The organism is Enterococcus sp. B2E4, assembly GCF_030499455.1.
Classification (GTDB): Bacteria; Bacillota; Bacilli; order Lactobacillales; family Enterococcaceae; genus Enterococcus_D; species Enterococcus_D casseliflavus.
This window is the reverse complement of record NZ_JAUKPK010000001.1, coordinates 160,866-174,655: the sequence shown is the minus strand read 5'-3', so window position 1 is coordinate 174,655 and position 13,790 is coordinate 160,866. Positions and strand designations below refer to the sequence as shown.

Here is a 13,790-nt window from a genome sequence, read left to right as displayed (position 1 = left end):
AAGGTGCTTGGGGCAACCCAAGTACCTTTTTATTTATTCGCCAAACCTGCTGCAAACACGTATAATAAGATAATAAGACGATATAGAATGGAGTAAGCGCAAATGGTACAATCTCTTAATACAAAAGTGGATTTGACGATCGATGCTACGTCTTTTTTAGGGATCAATGAGTACGGCAAAATCATGATCGGCGATAAAGCCTTTGAGTTTTACAATGACCGTGACAAACGCAAGTTTATTCAGATCCCATGGGAAGATGTCGACTATGTGATCGCTTCGGTCATGTTCAAAGGCCGTTGGATACCACGCTATGCGATCCGCACCAAAAAGAATGGCACGTATACCTTCTCCTCAAAAGAACCAAAAAAAGTCTTGCGAGCGATTCGTGAATACGTCGATCCAGACCATATGGTGCACTCATTAGGCTTTTTTGATGTATTGAAACGAGCCTTCACTCGCAGAAAATAACAAGAGAGCATATATTTTTCCAATTGATTCTCAATATGGTACCCTTTTTATAAGAAAGTTTAGGAGGGGTTAGTATGCACTTTTTATGGACATTGATCGTAGGAGCGGTCATCGGTTCAATCGGTGGTGCCATTGCAGGCGAAAAACGCGGTTGTATTTTTGATATCGTTGCGGGACTTGTAGGCGCATCGATTGGTCAAGGCCTTTTTGGCACTTGGGGACCGCAAGTAGCAGGAATGGCTATCGTGCCTGCGATTATCGGCGCGGTCATTTTCGTGGCAGTCGTATCGTTCTTTTTGGGACGTAAAAGATAATTATCAAAAAAGCAATTCATTGATTGAATTGCTTTTTTTTGTGCACGGAAGCCATCATTTAGAAGAGAACAACGAAAGATCACACGGCAATCTTTTTAAAGTACTCTATCGTTTATTCATATTGCTTGATTTTTTAGAAAACTTTTCGCTTGCTTTCCGCTTTTTCTGGAAGTTTGTTATAATACTATCGTATAGAACAAGAAAGTAGGGAACGATACATGTTAAGAGTTGAAAAATTACGTGAAGCAATGAGAAAAGATTCGATTGATGGGTTCTTGATCACCAGCCCATACAATTTGCGTTACTTGACAAACTTTACTGGGACAACTGGTTTAGCAGTCATTACGTTGGACAAAGCTTTTTTTGTAACAGATTTCCGCTATACAGAGCAAGCAGCTGCCCAAGCTCAAGGATTTGAGATCGTAAAAAATAGCGGACCGATTTTTGAAGAAGTTGCAACCATCTGCCAAAAGGAAGAAATCAATGTCTTAGCTTTTGAAGAAAGTTTCGTCAGCTTTGCCGAATACTCCGTCTTAGAAGACTTGATCGAGGAATCATCCCTTGCCCCTGTATCGGGTATGATCGAGGCTTTGCGGGAAGTCAAAGATGAGGAAGAGATCGCATTGATCCAACAAGCCTGCCATATCGCTGATCAAGGATTCGAACATATTTTGAAAATGGTCCGCCCAGGAATGACAGAAATCGAAGTGGCGAATCAGTTAGATTTCTTTATGCGTTCATTAGGTGCCACAAGCGTATCTTTTGAAACGATCGTTGCTAGTGGTCTGCGTTCAGCAATGCCCCATGGGGTTGCCAGTGAAAAAGTGATCGAACAAGGCGATCTGATCACGTTAGACTTTGGCTGTTACTATCAAGGCTATGTGTCTGATATGACTAGAACCTTTGCAGTAGGAGATCCTGGCGATAAATTGAAGGAAATCTATCAAATCGTACTTGAAGCGCAAGAAAAAGTCTTGGCCGCAGCAAAACCTGGAATGACCGGAATTGAACTAGATGCGATCGCTCGGGATCACATTGCTTCCTTTGGCTACGGAGATGCCTTTGGTCATTCAACAGGTCATGGGATTGGTTTAGAGATCCACGAAGGACCAAATGTATCCTTCCGCGCTGATAAAGCATTTGTTGTCGGAAACGTCATTACAGATGAACCAGGGATCTATCTTCCAGGAATTGGCGGCGTTCGTATCGAAGATGATCTTTTGATCACCGAAACTGGTAATAAAGTGTTGACACATTCACCGAAAGAATTGATCATTCTCTGATTCATCGACCTTGTTTTTCAGAAAATTCATTGAGAATAGTGGGTTATTATAGATTCTCAGTGCAGAAAATGATAAACTTAGAGCGAGAAGAAACACTGTGCCATGGATGTTATTGATTGAATCAAGCGTTGGTTTGCTTCAAACGGAAAAAACGAGCGGTTTTTTTACAAACAATACGGTACAGCTGTTTAGAATGGAGGCAAAAACGTATGAATGAAGATAAAAACCTTGTATTAAATGCAAGTCCTGAATTAGGCGAGATCGTCATCGCACCAGAAGTGATCGAGATCATTATTGGGATCGCTGCTTCTAAAGTGGAAGGTGTCTATGGGATGCGAGGAACACTGGCAAACAGTGTCACTGAATTATTAGGTCGCGCAGCTCATGGCAAAGGGGTCTACTTAACGATCGATGAAACAGGGATCAAAGTGGACATCTATTGCTATATCACTTATGGGATGTCAGTGCCTAAAGTGGCAATGGAGATCCAAGAACGGGTCAAACAGCAAGTCTTATTTATGACAGATGTGCAACTGGCTGAAGTAAATGTTCATGTTGTGGCAGTCGTGCCAGAAAAAGTAGATTTACCAGACATCGAAGAATTATTTGGAAACGACGAGGAAGAAAATGAGTAAAGAATTATCACGGCATGAAATACGGAAAATGGCGTTACAAGCTTTATTTCCACTAGACTTTAATAAAGATTTAACGAAACAAGATGCCATCATGCATGCCATCGAGTTGGAACACCATGAATTGATCGATGAAGAACAAGAGCATTTTGTGCCTGTTTATTTAGATCAGTTAGTGGCAGGTGTCTGTCATTACAAAGAAGCCCTGGATGAAGTCATTCAAAGTCATTTAAAATCTGGTTGGAAAATCCAGCGTTTATCAAAAATGGACGTGACGATTTTACGAATTGCTTTGTATGAAATGATCTATGTGGATAATGTGCCGAATCGTGTGGCTTTGAATGAAGCGATCGAATTAGCGAAAACCTTTAGTGACGATCAGTCCAGAAAGTTTGTCAACGGTATTTTATCAACAGTCAATCAAGAGCTAGAAACAAAAACCAACCAAGTAAGTGAGTAATTTTCAGCCCTAACACGATCGATCAAAAGAGATCAGCTTTTTTTCGATCGAGTCAGAAACCGAACGATTTATGAGCAACCGCCTTGTTTTGACGGTCCTGCTTGATCGTTCGGTTTTTTTGCACGCACTTTGTCGGTTTACCCTCGTTTTTTCCGAAAAAAGGGAGCCTTAGACGGTGTTTTTCTTTTCAGAAAATGCTATGATAGAAAACATGAAGAAGCATATCGACAAACGATTGGTGCGTTTCTTTTTACAAAATAAGTCCGTATAATCAGGTTGGAGGAGTTGTCAGAATGGGTACATTAATCAATGGAAAAGAATTGGCTGAAAAAATGCAAGCAGCGTTTCTTTCAGAGGCAGCAACACTAAAAGAGCAGGGTGTGACACCGGGATTAGTTGTTTTGCTTGTTGGAGAAGACAAAGCGAGTCAGACTTATGTGAAAAATAAAGAACTAGCTGCGGCGAAAATCGGTATCAATTCCCGTGTTGCCCGCTACCCTGAATCCATTACTGAGGCAGAATTATTAGCAGAAATCGAACAGTTCAATAACGATGATGCCTTTCATGGAATTTTGGTTCAACTTCCTTTGCCAAAACATATCAATGAAGAAAAAGTACTGTTAGCCATCAAACCAGAAAAAGATGTCGACGGCTTTCATCCAATCAATTTAGGAAAATTATTCGCAGGTGTACCTGACCGAATTCCTTGTACCCCTTATGGCATTATGAAAATGTTTGCTGCGTATGGGATCGAATTGGAAGGGAAAAATGCCTTAGTGATCGGTCGCAGCAACATTGTCGGAAAACCAATGGCGCACTTGCTCTTGGGGGCAAATGCCACCGTGACTATTGCTCATTCAAAAACCAAAAATCTGCCCGAGTTGGCAAAACAAGCGGACATTTTAGTCGTGGCGATCGGCCGCGGTCATTTTGTCACAAAAGACTTCGTAAAAGAAGGGGCTGTGGTGATTGATGTTGGGATGAATCGTGATGCCAACGGCAAGTTGATCGGCGATGTGAAATTTGATGAAGTCGAACCGATCGCTAGCTATATCACACCGGTACCTAGAGGTGTAGGTCCAATGACGATCACGATGTTGATGGCCCAAACGATCGAGGCAGCAAAGGAGACAATGAAAAACTAAATGGCGCAAGAATATTTAACGGTAACCGCATTAACAAAATATATCAAGCGTAAGTTTGACGTCGATCCGTATCTAGAGCGGGTTTATTTGACGGGGGAGATCTCCAATTTTCGTCGTCGCCCCAATCACCAATACTTTAGTTTGAAGGATGATGGTGCAAAAATTTCGACCGTCATGTTCAAAGGCGCTTTTGACAAGTTGCGCTTTCAACCAGAAGAGGGCATGAAAGTCATGGCGGTTGGGCGTATCACTCTGTATGAGGCAAGCGGAAATTACCAGATGGTGATCGATCATATGGAACCAGACGGTGTCGGCGCTCTTTATCAAGCCTATGAACAATTAAAGCAGAAATTGGCAGCAGAAGGTTTATTTTCTGCACCGAAGCAGTCCTTGCCGAAATACCCGAAACGCATCGCAGTTTTGACCAGTCCTAGTGGGGCGGTGATCAGAGATATCATCACGACGACACAGCGGCGTTACCCCATTGCTCAGATCGTTTTGTATCCAACCGTGGTACAAGGCAATAAAGCTGCGGATGATGTGGTGAAAAATATCCAACGAGTCGAAGCCGATGGGACCTTTGATACTATGATCATCGGACGTGGGGGTGGATCGATCGAGGACCTCTGGCCTTTCAATGAAGAACGAGTGGCAAGAGCCATTTTTGATGCAAAAACCCCCATTATTTCTTCAGTGGGGCATGAAACCGATACGACGATTGCCGATTTAGTGGCGGATGTGCGTGCGGCAACTCCGACCGCCGCTGCCGAATTAGCGGTGCCAGTGCTGTCGGAGGAGATTTTGCGGATCGAAGAAAGACAAGCCCGATTAGAGCAAGCATTTATGCACCAGATCCAGTACAAACAAGAACGCTATCAGCGAGTGATTGGATCGTATGTTTTTCGACAACCAGAGCGCTTGTATGAGGCACAGTCGATCAAACTCGATCAGTTGCAGCAGCGGATGCAGCAAGGCTTGCAAACCTTGCTTTATGACAAGGATCGCCAGGCACAGCAATTGATTTCACGGTTGGCCCAACAACAACCAAAAGCGCGATTACAAGCCAGCAATCAAGAGGTCAGCTATCTTTCTCAACGCTTAACGAAAGCCATGAAAGATATTTATGCGGCAAAAGAAAATCAATTTGCAAATGCAGTCCAATCCCTTGATTTGCTAAGCCCACTAAAAATCATGGGACGCGGCTACAGCTATACCACGAAAAATGAGCAGGTGATCAAATCGATTGATGCGATCGAGCCAGAAGACCAGCTGATGATCCATTACCAAGATGGCCAAGCACTGGTCGAAGTTATTAGTACAGAAGGAGTTAATCATGGCAAATCCAACATTTGAAGAATCATTACAAGAATTAGAACAAATCGTAACCCGTTTGGAACAAGGCGATGTTCCATTGGAAGAAGCGTTAGATGCTTTTCAAAAAGGCATGGTTTTGAGCAAGCAATGCAAGGACACCTTGAGTAAAGCGGAAAAATCCTTAACAAAAATGATGACTGAATCCAATGAAGAAGTCCCCTTTGAAGAGGAAAGCCAATGAGTGCTTTGAAGGAATTTACGAAAGAACACGCCCCATTGATCGAAGAAGTTATGGAACGTTTTGTCAAAGAACACACCTCTGATCGACGACTATTTGAAAGCATGCAGTATTCGATCCAAGCTGGCGGCAAACGCATTCGCCCGCTTTTATTGGCAGCAACAGTCGCCGCTTTTCACAAACCCATCAATACCGCGGTGTACCAGTGTGCAGCAGCCCTAGAAATGGTGCATACGTATTCGCTGATCCATGATGATCTGCCAGCAATGGACAACGATGATCTGCGTCGAGGCAAACCCACCAACCATAAGGTTTTTGGTGAAGCTTTAGCGATTTTAGCTGGAGATGGTCTTTTGACGGCTGCGTTTCAATTAGTCGCTATGGCGGAAATCGAAGCCAATCAAAAAGTCTTGCTGCTGCAGCAGTTGAGTAAAGCAGCGGGCACACAAGGGATGGTCGCCGGCCAAGCAGCTGATATTCAAGGGGAGAACCAAGCCCTTCGTCTTGAGGAGCTCATGTCGATCCATGAACGAAAGACTGGAGAATTGATCCGCTTTGCGGTGATTGCTGGTGGTGTCTTAGCCGACCAGACGGAAGAGGTTCTGCATGAATTGGATCGCTTTGCCCAGCATATTGGGTTAGCCTTTCAAATTCGCGACGATCTGTTAGATGCCACTAGTACGACCGAAGAGCTAGGCAAAGTTGTTCGCCGAGATGACGAGTTGGCGAAAATTACCTATCCTGCTTTACTTGGCTTAGCAGGCGCGCAGCAAGCTTTGACTGAAGAATTGGGCAAAGCCAAAGAAATTCTGGCACAATTAAGCCAATACGGTCAATTTACGCAGGATGTTTTATTGGCATTTGTGGAACGATTTGAGATTCGAGGGAACGCATGAAGAAAGAACGAGTAGATGTTTTAGCTGTCCAGCAAGGCCTCTTTGAGACCCGCGAGCAAGCCAAACGAGGAGTGATGGCTGGATTGGTGTACAAAGAAAAAAACAATGAGCGCCTAGATAAGCCTGGAGAAAAAATTGCCGCAGATACACTGCTGCAGATCAAAGGGAAGAAGCTGCCTTATGTTTCTCGTGGTGGTCTCAAGTTAGAAAAAGCACTCAAAGTTTTTGATTTTGACGTAACCGATAAAATCATGTTAGATATCGGCGCTTCCACCGGTGGCTTTACTGATGCGGCGCTGCAAAATGGCGCCAAAAAAAGCTATGCACTGGATGTCGGTTACAATCAGTTAGCATGGAAGCTGCGGCAAGATGAGCGAGTGATCGTAATGGAACGGGTCAACTTCCGTTATGCAAAACCAACAGACTTTCTGGATGGTCTTCCTGAAGCCGCTACGATCGATGTTTCTTTTATTTCACTTAAACTGATCTTACCTCCCCTTTACGATATTTTGGTAGCGGATGGCGAAGTGATGGCGCTGATCAAACCACAATTTGAAGCGGGCAAAGAAGCGGTCGGAAAAAATGGGATCGTTCGTGACCCCAAAACCCATGAACGAGTGTTGGAGGAAGTACTGGCATTCGCTAAGAAAACAAAATTCGATGTATTAAACCTAAGTTTTTCACCAATCACTGGTGGCGAAGGGAATATCGAGTTTATCGTACATTTAAAGAAAAGCCTGCAAGAAGGCACCGCAGCAGGGATCGATATCCCGAAAGTTGTTGCATCAGCACATGAGACCTTTCATCAACCAAAATAAAGAATGGAAGAGAGTGGACATTTTACTTGTCGGCTCTCTTTCTTTCTTGCGCAAAATAGGATAAAATTAGTAGGAATTCATTCAGGAGGAACAAGAGATGAGAAAAAAAGAACGGCATCGCTTGATTACACGATTGTTAAGTGAACAAGATATTCAGAAACAAGAAGATTTTGTCGAGTTGTTAAAAGATCGCGGCGTCTCAGTCACACAAGCAACCATATCAAGGGATATCAAGGAATTGAAGTTAGTGAAAGTTCCTTCCCAAAAAGGCGGCTATCGCTATAGTATTCCACAAGAGACAACGGAAGACGTGAGTGGTAAACTAGATAAAATCCTAAAAACGGCGTTTGTTTCTGTCGATCGAATGGACAAATTTGTGATCCTGCGCACACTGCCTGGCAATGCTTCGGCTTTGGCGAATTTGATCGATAAGCGTTATGCCAAAGAGTTATTTGGCACGCTAAACGATGATGACAACGTCTTGATGATCACTAGAACAGAAGCAGATACCGAGAACCTATTCAAGGATTTCCAACGTTACGTATAAAAGAGGAGGCAAGGGATGCTTTTAGAATTGTCGATCCAAAATTTTGCGATTATCTCCAACCTGCACCTGTCTTTTCATGAGGGGATGACGGCTCTAACAGGTGAAACAGGTGCTGGGAAATCAATCATTATCGATGCGATGGGCTTACTAGCAGGTGGCAGAGGATCCAGTGACTATTTGCGTCAAGGCGCAGAAAAATGCCGTTTGGAAGGGATTTTTGAATGGCCGAATCAGCAGGAGTTCAAAGAGCTGACCGCAGATCTGGGTATTGATGAAGAGGAAGTTCTGATCGTACAACGGGATATCTCTCAATCGGGTAAAACTATTTGTCGTGTTAATGGTCGAACTGTTACCTTGTCGGTTTTGCGCCAAATCGGCTTGTTTTTAGTTGATATCCAAGGACAAAATGAGCATCAAGAGCTGCTGCAGCCAGAAAAACATTTGGCGTTGATGGATGGTTTTGGAGATGATGCCTTTAAAGCGGAACTTGCAAATTACCGTCAAGCCTATCAAGCCTATCGCTCCTTAGAAAAACATGTGCGGACCATTCAAGAAAATGAACAGCTCTATGTGCAGCGAATGGACATGCTGCGTTTTCAACAAGAAGAGATCGCCCAAGCGGAATTGATGGAAAATGAAGAAGAGCAGCTGATCGATGAACGAGAAAAACTGACCAATTATCAAAAAATCGTGGATGCTCTAGGGCAAAGCTATGGCGCTCTATCCGCCGAAGAAGTAAATAGCCTAGATGGAGTCAGTGTGGCATTATCAGAGATCCAGTCGATCGCCCATCTTGATCCTGCGTACGAAAAAATCAGTGAAGCGATCCAAAGTGCGTACTACCTGCTACAAGATGCAGCCACTGATATTTCGCGGCAAGTCGACAACCTTGAATTAGATGAAGGCCGACTGGAAGAAGTCATTTCACGGCTGGAAACGATTCGTCAATTGAAGCGCAAATACGGGGAGTCAATTCCTGTGATTCTTGCTTATTATGATGAGATCAGTAAAGAAATCAGCGAATCAGCCTATACGGAAGGTCAGTTGGAGCAATTAGAAGAAGAGCTTGCCCAAAAAGCTGAAGCAGTTTGGCAGCTGGCGGAAGCCTTGCACGTCAAACGACGTGAATTGGCTCATCGTTTAGAAAAAGAAATCGTTCAAGAGTTAAAAGAGCTGTATATGGAGCACGCGCAATTTGAAGTACGGTTTGCATCTGGCTCAAAACAATTAAGCAGCAGCGGCTTTGATACCGTGGAGTTTTATTTGACCACCAACCCCGGTGAAGGCATGAAACCGTTAGTGCGAGTTGCTTCTGGAGGAGAGCTTTCTCGGATCTTATTAGCGCTTAAATCGATTTTCTCCCGCAAGCAAGGAATCACTAGTATTGTCTTTGATGAGGTGGATACTGGGGTCAGTGGCCGAGTAGCTCAGGCGATCGCCGAAAAAATCGCCAAGATCGCTGCGAATTCGCAAGTCTTGTGTATCACCCACTTGCCGCAAGTAGCGGCTGTGGCGGACAATCAATATTTTATCGAAAAAGCAATTCAAGAAGGTCGGACAGAAACCCATGTCCGTAAATTATCAGAAGAAGAACGAGTGGCTGAGATCGCCCGTATGCTCTCAGGTGCAGAAATCACCGATTTAACAATTGAACATGCACGAGAACTATTGGCGCTGGCTCACCGATAAAAATTGGAAACACTTATAAAAAGATTCAGGAGATGATGGACCCGCAAGTTTCGTCTGCCATCCTTTCCTGATCTTCTTTTTTGCAGGAGGACATGATGAGAAAAAGAACAAAAGTCTTGATCGGTGTATTGATCACCGTTGTTATTTTAATTATTGCCGGTTGGGTCGGTTGGCAACAACTGCATTACCCAGCAGTGGATGCTGCAGTTACAGCTGCGAAAGAGGCAGATGATGAGGGAAATGTCCTCTATTTTGCTGGAGATGAAGAAAAGCCTTTGGTTATTTTCTATCCTGGTGCGCTTGTCGATGCCGAAAGCTATAGTGTATGGGCAGCAGGTTTAGCGGAAAAAGGCTATCCTGTCGCGATCGTTAAAATGCCCTTTAACATGGCTGTTTTAGCAGGCAATCGTGCAGAAGAGGTCTTGGAAGAAATTCCCCATAGCTCCTATGTCATTGGCGGTCATTCATTAGGTGGCGTCATGGCAAGCCGTTTTGCAGCGAATCAGTTGGCTGAAAACGACAACGAGTTAAAAGGCGTCTTTTTCTTTGCTAGTTACCCAGATGAAAAAGGATCCTTAGCTGATCAATCGATTGCTGTGTTGTCACTCTCAGGCAGTCAAGACCAAGTAGTGAATCAAGAAAATTGGCAAGCTGCCCGCAGCCTCCTTCCAGAAACTACGACGTTTGAAACGATCGAAGGCGGCAATCATGCTGGCTTTGGTACCTATGGGTTACAAAAAGGAGAAGCAGCAGCGGATCTACCAAATGAAGCACAGCAAGAAGCCATCATTGAGCAGATGGCGGCATGGTTAAGTGAATTAGAATAAAAAAAGACGGCAGAAGATGCATAGGAATGCTTCTTTCTGCCGTTTCGATTCAACAGACATTTTGGGGAAATGTTGATGAAATCGTGAAAACGCTGAACATAACAACATATTGTACTTGATTGGGGAAGCAAGATTAATAATTATGTTCTTTTTAAAATACGTTTCCTCTCACAGTATAGCACAGCATACCTTCTGGATGCACGTAATTTAATTAAGAAATCTTGTCATTTTATTTACAAAATAGTTATTTTGTAAAAGAAAAAAAGCGTTTTAAATAAAGGGGCAGACTCAGCTTAAGAAAAAAAAGCAAATAATAATTTTCATTGATTTCAACTAATGGTAAAATGAAAATAATTGATTTTTACAATCAATGACTTTCGAAAGTACAAGGAGCGTTATGATGAAAAAATTAAAACTTCTAAGTCCTATCATCGGATTGGTTATTTTACTCTCAGGATGTGCAAGCTGGGCAGATCGAGGAGAATCGATCACAGCAGTCGGGTCTTCTGCCTTGCAGCCACTCGTAGAAACCGTTGCGGAAGAATTTCAAAACTCAAATCCTGGGCGATTTATCAATGTCCAAGGAGGCGGGAGCGGCACTGGGTTAAGTCAAGTCCAAGCAGGCGCAGTCGATATTGGGAATTCTGATTTGTTTGCAGAAGAAAAGCCAGGGATCGATGCGGATGCACTCGTTGACCACCGAGTGGCAACGGTGGGTATCACACCGATCGTCAACAAAGGCGTTGGGATCACGGATATTTCAACAGAGGACTTAAAAAATATCTTCTTAGGAAATATTACAAATTGGCGTGACGTTGGCGGAAATGATCTGCCCATCGTTTTGTTGAATCGGGCGACTGGAAGCGGCACGAGAAGTACGTTTGAAAAATGGATCATGGATGGCGAAACAGCGATTCCTTCCCAAGAGCAAGATTCTAGTGGGATGGTCCGTTCGATCGTTTCAGATACACCAGGGGCCATCAGTTATGTTGCATTTTCTTATGTGACAGATGAAGTCAACGTCCTTTCGATCGATGGGGTTCAACCAACAATTGAAAATGTAACGACCAATGATTGGAAAGTTTGGGCTTACGAGCATATGTATACAAAAGGAGAACCAACGGGATTGACCGCTGAATTTCTCGAATATATGCTTTCTGATGAAGTACAAGAGCATATCGTTGGGGATCTGGGTTATATTCCAATTTCCATCATGCAGGTGGAAAGAGATTGGGAAGGCAACATCGTCGAGTAATCTTTACACAAAATTTACACAAGCTTTAACAGAAATTGATGTTGAACCGATAAACTAATGGTTATGAGTTTAGTTTGATTTTTGAGGAGGAACCCTCGTGGAAAATGTAAAAGAAGTGTTAACAAAAAAATCCAAGCGCGCAAGAATGGAACAAAGAGGAAAGCTGGTTAGCTTTCTATGTATTGCGTTGATTGTATTGGTTGTGATCTCCATTTTTTATTTCGTTGCTAGCCGTGGATTAGCGACATTCTTTGTAGACAAAGTCAATGTTTTCGACTTTTTGTTTGGTACGCAATGGAATCCAAGTGCTGTTGGTCCTGATGGCCAACCATTAGTAGGTGCTTTACCGATGATCCTTGGTTCGTTCTTCGTAACCTTCCTATCAGCGATCGTCGCAACACCATTTGCGATCGGTGCAGCAGTCTTTATGGTGGAGATCTCCCCTCGTAACGGAGAGAAGATTTTGCAGCCCGTCATCGAACTATTAGTCGGTATTCCTTCTGTAGTTTATGGTTTTATCGGTTTGTCTGTCATTGTACCAGCAGTCCGTTCTGTTTTTGGCGGTACAGGGTTTGGGATCTTGGCGGGGACCTTTGTCCTATTTATCATGATTTTGCCGACAGTGACTACGATGACTGTCGATGCGTTACGGGCAGTCCCTCGGCACTACCGTGAGGCATCCTTAGCTTTAGGTGCAACACGCTGGCAAACGATCTATAAAGTTGTTTTACGAGCAGCTGTCCCTGGGATTTTAACGGCAGTTGTTTTCGGAATGGCTCGCGCATTTGGGGAAGCATTGGCGATCCAAATGGTTATCGGTAATGCGGCATTGATGCCGACGAGCTTAGTGACACCTGCATCAACATTGACATCGATCTTAACCATGGGTATTGGGAATACGATCATGGGAACAGTCCAAAACAACGTTCTATGGTCATTAGCCTTGATTCTCTTATTGATGTCCTTACTATTTAACATTGTCATTCGCTTTATTGGGAAGAAAGGAGCATTGAAATAATGAATGCAAAACGTTCAGATAAAATTGCTACCGGCGTCTTGTATGCTGTTGCTGGAGTCATTGTTTTGATTTTGGCTTCCTTACTATTGTACATTTTGGTACGTGGTATTCCCCATATCAATTGGGAGTTTCTGACTTCTTCTTCAAAAGCGTATCAAGAAGGTGGCGGGATCGGCATCCAATTGTTCAATTCCCTATACTTGCTTTTAGTGACAATGATCATTAGTTTTCCGATTTCTTTAGGAGCGGGGATCTACTTATCAGAATATGCGAAGAAAAACTGGTTGACGGATATCATTCGGACATCGATCGAAATCTTGAGTTCACTGCCTTCTGTGGTTGTCGGTCTTTTTGGTTTCTTGGTCTTTGTTATCCAGTTTGGTTATGGCTTTTCGATCATTTCAGGTGCCTTGGCATTGACTTTCTTCAATTTGCCACTATTGACTAGAAATGTGGAAGAATCTCTACAAGCGATTCATTATACGCAGCGTGAAGCGGGCTTGTCTTTAGGCTTATCCCGTTGGGAAACTGTCACACGCATTATTGTTCCAGAAGCAACACCAGGGATTTTGACTGGGGTCATTCTAAGTTCTGGTCGGATTTTTGGTGAAGCGGCAGCGCTGATCTACACTGCAGGACAAAGTGCACCGGCCCTTGATTTTACAAACTGGAATCCATTGAGTGTTTCCAGCCCGATCGGTCTTTTCCGACAAGCGGAGACGCTGGCAGTCCATATTTGGAAAATCAATACAGAAGGTACGATGCCTGATGGCGCTCAAGTTTCAGCCGGGGCTTCGGCGGTATTGATCATTGCCGTCTTGCTATTTAACTTTGGCGCCCGTGCAGCTGGCAAACGGTTGTACAAGAAAATGACGTCAGCATAAGG

The 13,790-nt window shown here is 43.6% G+C and carries 16 protein-coding genes; all 16 read left to right on the top strand.

Annotated features, from left to right (window positions below; genetic code table 11):
• Positions 1-102 precede the first annotated feature (102 nt).
• The 16 genes from Q1X33_RS00855 to pstA all read left to right on the top strand — a co-directional run bounded on the left by Q1X33_RS00855 (position 103) and on the right by pstA (position 13,788).
• Entirely contained in the window at positions 103-468 is a 366-nt protein-coding gene (locus tag Q1X33_RS00855) for a DUF956 family protein (protein WP_005225766.1), read from the top strand.
• Positions 469-542: 74 nt separating this feature from the next.
• Positions 543-782 carry a GlsB/YeaQ/YmgE family stress response membrane protein gene (locus Q1X33_RS00850; RefSeq protein ID WP_005225767.1) on the top strand — a complete coding sequence of 80 codons (240 nt, stop codon included), beginning with the start codon at positions 543-545 and terminating at the stop codon, positions 780-782.
• Positions 783-1,000: 218 nt separating this feature from the next.
• On the top strand, positions 1,001-2,065 hold the full coding sequence (locus Q1X33_RS00845) for a Xaa-Pro peptidase family protein (RefSeq protein WP_005225769.1): 1,065 nt from the start codon (positions 1,001-1,003) through the stop codon (positions 2,063-2,065).
• A gap of 209 nt (positions 2,066-2,274) precedes the next feature.
• Complete coding sequence (locus Q1X33_RS00840) at positions 2,275-2,700, top strand: Asp23/Gls24 family envelope stress response protein (protein ID WP_005225770.1); 426 nt, start codon at positions 2,275-2,277, stop codon at positions 2,698-2,700.
• Positions 2,693-3,157: a transcription antitermination factor NusB gene (gene nusB, locus Q1X33_RS00835; RefSeq protein ID WP_005225771.1), complete on the top strand. Its 465-nt coding sequence runs from the start codon at positions 2,693-2,695 to the stop codon at positions 3,155-3,157. Before Q1X33_RS00840 ends, nusB begins: the two co-directional genes overlap by 8 nt.
• 293 nt (positions 3,158-3,450) lie before the next feature.
• Entirely contained in the window at positions 3,451-4,302 is an 852-nt protein-coding gene (locus tag Q1X33_RS00830) for a bifunctional methylenetetrahydrofolate dehydrogenase/methenyltetrahydrofolate cyclohydrolase (RefSeq protein WP_005225772.1), read from the top strand.
• A complete protein-coding gene (xseA, locus tag Q1X33_RS00825; protein WP_005225773.1) occupies positions 4,303-5,655 on the top strand; it encodes an exodeoxyribonuclease VII large subunit in 1,353 nt (450 codons plus the stop codon).
• Complete coding sequence (locus Q1X33_RS00820; RefSeq protein WP_005225774.1) at positions 5,636-5,857, top strand: exodeoxyribonuclease VII small subunit; 222 nt, start codon at positions 5,636-5,638, stop codon at positions 5,855-5,857. Before xseA ends, Q1X33_RS00820 begins: the two co-directional genes overlap by 20 nt.
• Complete coding sequence (locus Q1X33_RS00815; RefSeq protein ID WP_301969456.1) at positions 5,854-6,750, top strand: polyprenyl synthetase family protein; 897 nt, start codon at positions 5,854-5,856, stop codon at positions 6,748-6,750. The genes Q1X33_RS00820 and Q1X33_RS00815 overlap by 4 nt, the downstream gene beginning before the upstream one ends.
• Complete coding sequence (locus Q1X33_RS00810; RefSeq protein ID WP_005225776.1) at positions 6,747-7,568, top strand: TlyA family RNA methyltransferase; 822 nt, start codon at positions 6,747-6,749, stop codon at positions 7,566-7,568. The genes Q1X33_RS00815 and Q1X33_RS00810 overlap by 4 nt, the downstream gene beginning before the upstream one ends.
• A 97-nt stretch (positions 7,569-7,665) precedes the next feature.
• Positions 7,666-8,115, top strand: coding sequence for an arginine repressor (gene argR / locus Q1X33_RS00805; RefSeq protein WP_005225777.1), 450 nt, complete (start codon positions 7,666-7,668; stop codon positions 8,113-8,115).
• Positions 8,116-8,130: 15 nt separating this feature from the next.
• Entirely contained in the window at positions 8,131-9,804 is a 1,674-nt protein-coding gene (gene recN, locus Q1X33_RS00800) for a DNA repair protein RecN (RefSeq protein WP_005225778.1), read from the top strand.
• 95 nt (positions 9,805-9,899) lie between these two features.
• Positions 9,900-10,631, top strand: a complete 732-nt coding sequence (locus Q1X33_RS00795; protein WP_171805158.1) for an alpha/beta hydrolase — start codon at positions 9,900-9,902, stop codon at positions 10,629-10,631.
• Positions 10,632-11,031: 400 nt separating this feature from the next.
• Positions 11,032-11,886 (top strand): phosphate ABC transporter substrate-binding protein PstS, encoded by an 855-nt coding sequence (locus Q1X33_RS00790; protein WP_034868500.1) that lies wholly within the window; start codon positions 11,032-11,034, stop codon positions 11,884-11,886.
• Positions 11,887-11,983: 97 nt separating this feature from the next.
• Positions 11,984-12,904: a phosphate ABC transporter permease subunit PstC gene (gene pstC, locus Q1X33_RS00785; RefSeq protein ID WP_005225781.1), complete on the top strand. Its 921-nt coding sequence runs from the start codon at positions 11,984-11,986 to the stop codon at positions 12,902-12,904.
• A complete protein-coding gene (pstA, locus tag Q1X33_RS00780) occupies positions 12,904-13,788 on the top strand; it encodes a phosphate ABC transporter permease PstA (RefSeq protein WP_005225782.1) in 885 nt (294 codons plus the stop codon). Before pstC ends, pstA begins: the two co-directional genes overlap by 1 nt.
• The last annotated feature ends 2 nt before the right edge of the window (positions 13,789-13,790 follow it).

Coding starts and splice junctions, on each gene's coding strand:
- Q1X33_RS00855 (WP_005225766.1), top strand. CDS start 103: ATGGTACAATCTCTTAATACAAAAGTGGATTTGACGATCGATGCTACG.
- Q1X33_RS00850 (WP_005225767.1), top strand. CDS start 543: ATGCACTTTTTATGGACATTGATCGTAGGAGCGGTCATCGGTTCAATC.
- Q1X33_RS00845 (WP_005225769.1), top strand. CDS start 1,001: ATGTTAAGAGTTGAAAAATTACGTGAAGCAATGAGAAAAGATTCGATT.
- Q1X33_RS00840 (WP_005225770.1), top strand. CDS start 2,275: ATGAATGAAGATAAAAACCTTGTATTAAATGCAAGTCCTGAATTAGGC.
- nusB (WP_005225771.1), top strand. CDS start 2,693: ATGAGTAAAGAATTATCACGGCATGAAATACGGAAAATGGCGTTACAA.
- Q1X33_RS00830 (WP_005225772.1), top strand. CDS start 3,451: ATGGGTACATTAATCAATGGAAAAGAATTGGCTGAAAAAATGCAAGCA.
- xseA (WP_005225773.1), top strand. CDS start 4,303: ATGGCGCAAGAATATTTAACGGTAACCGCATTAACAAAATATATCAAG.
- Q1X33_RS00820 (WP_005225774.1), top strand. CDS start 5,636: ATGGCAAATCCAACATTTGAAGAATCATTACAAGAATTAGAACAAATC.
- Q1X33_RS00815 (WP_301969456.1), top strand. CDS start 5,854: ATGAGTGCTTTGAAGGAATTTACGAAAGAACACGCCCCATTGATCGAA.
- Q1X33_RS00810 (WP_005225776.1), top strand. CDS start 6,747: ATGAAGAAAGAACGAGTAGATGTTTTAGCTGTCCAGCAAGGCCTCTTT.
- argR (WP_005225777.1), top strand. CDS start 7,666: ATGAGAAAAAAAGAACGGCATCGCTTGATTACACGATTGTTAAGTGAA.
- recN (WP_005225778.1), top strand. CDS start 8,131: ATGCTTTTAGAATTGTCGATCCAAAATTTTGCGATTATCTCCAACCTG.
- Q1X33_RS00795 (WP_171805158.1), top strand. CDS start 9,900: ATGAGAAAAAGAACAAAAGTCTTGATCGGTGTATTGATCACCGTTGTT.
- Q1X33_RS00790 (WP_034868500.1), top strand. CDS start 11,032: ATGAAAAAATTAAAACTTCTAAGTCCTATCATCGGATTGGTTATTTTA.
- pstA (WP_005225782.1), top strand. CDS start 12,904: ATGAATGCAAAACGTTCAGATAAAATTGCTACCGGCGTCTTGTATGCT.